Origin of the sequence: Roseomonas rosulenta (genome assembly GCF_016106005.1) — a bacterium.
Lineage (GTDB): Bacteria > Pseudomonadota > Alphaproteobacteria > Acetobacterales > Acetobacteraceae > Neoroseomonas > Neoroseomonas rosulenta.
The window spans coordinates 1-1,371 of the sequence record NZ_JACADR010000529.1 but is presented as its reverse complement, the minus strand read 5'-3'; the positions used below and the strand labels follow the sequence as shown (position 1 = coordinate 1,371).

At 71.7% G+C, this 1,371-nt stretch carries 2 protein-coding genes and 1 pseudogene; 1 reads left to right on the top strand and 2 read right to left on the bottom strand.

Annotation, left to right across the window (positions count from 1 at the left end; all coding sequences use genetic code 11):
• A pseudogene (locus HW578_RS26595) lies at positions 1-213 on the top strand (tRNA1(Val) (adenine(37)-N6)-methyltransferase); the annotation flags it as partial.
• A gap of 9 nt (positions 214-222) precedes the next feature.
• On the opposite strand, the gene HW578_RS26590 reads toward HW578_RS26595, so the two are convergent.
• Both HW578_RS26590 and HW578_RS26585 read right to left on the bottom strand, forming a co-directional pair.
• Positions 223-510, bottom strand: coding sequence for a hypothetical protein (locus HW578_RS26590; protein WP_198373702.1), 288 nt, complete (start codon positions 508-510; stop codon positions 223-225).
• A gap of 96 nt (positions 511-606) precedes the next feature.
• A complete protein-coding gene (locus HW578_RS26585; RefSeq protein WP_198373701.1) occupies positions 607-1,281 on the bottom strand; it encodes an SCO family protein in 675 nt (224 codons plus the stop codon).
• Between the last annotated feature and the right edge of the window lie 90 nt (positions 1,282-1,371).

Sequence of the window (1,371 nt, the reverse complement as noted above, 5' to 3'; positions counted from 1 at the left end):
GCGGCACTGCGCGCGGCGGGCTTCGGGTCGGTCACGCTTCTGCCGGTCGCGCCCCGTGCGGGGGCGCCGGCACGGCGCGTGCTGCTGCGTGCGCGGCGCGGCGGTCGGGGACCGGCGCGGCTGCTGCCCGCCCTGGTGCTGCACGAGAAGGACGGCGCCTTCACCGCCGAGGCGGACGCTGTGCTGCGCGACGCTGCCGCGCTGGCGCCGTAGCGCCCCTGGCTACTGGTCCTTCACCTCGGGATGGCGCAGCAGCCACAGGCGCTCATGCGCCGCGACCAGGCTCTCGAGGTTCTTGCGGCGGTTGGCGTCGGGCGAGGCCGGGCGGCGCGTGAGCATCATCTCGAGGATGCGCAGCAGGTCCTCGGCCACCTCGAAGTCGCCCTGGTCGCAGGCGTGGTGGAAGGCGATCAGGATCTTGTCGGAAAGCCGGCGCGTATGGCGGGGCGCGGGGGTCGCCGAGCCGCGGCCGCCTTCCGAACCGGTCCCTTCCTCGAGGTCGTCAGACATCCAAAGCCTCCACCGCCGCACGACCGCCTGGGCGGATTTGAGCGGTCCCACAGTTCAAACAATACCGGGGGGGTGCCGGTTGCGGAACCCCGTGTCTCATAAAGCGCGAAGTTGCGACGTGATCGCGGCGGCTATCGCCTCAGGCGTCGTTTCGGGACGAAACAGGCTCCGCACGCGACCATCGGGGCCGACGAAATATATGAAGGAGGAATGGTCCATCAGGTAGTCGCTCGAATCACGCGGCCTGACCTTGGCGTAGTACACGCGATACGCGCGGGCGGCCTGGGCCACCTGCTCCGCGCTTCCGGTCAGGCCGACCATCCGCGGATGGAATCGGGAGACGTAGTCCGCCATGGCCGCCGGCGTATCGCGCTCGGGGTCGATGGTGATGAAGACCGGCGTGACCCGCTCGCCGGCGGGGCCCATGGCATCGAGCGCGGCGGCGATCGTGCCGAGCTCGGTCGGGCAGACATCCGGGCAATAAGTGAAGCCGAAATAGACCAGCATCGGACGGCCGGCGAAGTCGCGTTCCGTCACGGTGCGCCCGGTCTGGTCCACCAGCGTGAAGGGCCCGCCCAGCGCCACCCCCTGTGCGAGCTGGATGCCGCCGGCCGAGGGCGCGGGCATCTCCGTCCCGGTGAGCGAGGCGATCCGCCGCAGGAACGCGTCGGCAACGGATTCGCCCGTGGCGCGGCCGAACCAGGCGAGCGCCCAGAGACCGCCCAGCAGAAGGACGAGCAGGACCGACAGGACGCGGATGGTACGTATCATGGCGGGGAGATAGGCAGCGGGCGGCGCCCGCGGCAAGGTCCCGCGGCGGCCTGCCGGGCGGCGCACCGCGCGCGGGGCCGCGCGGCGAGG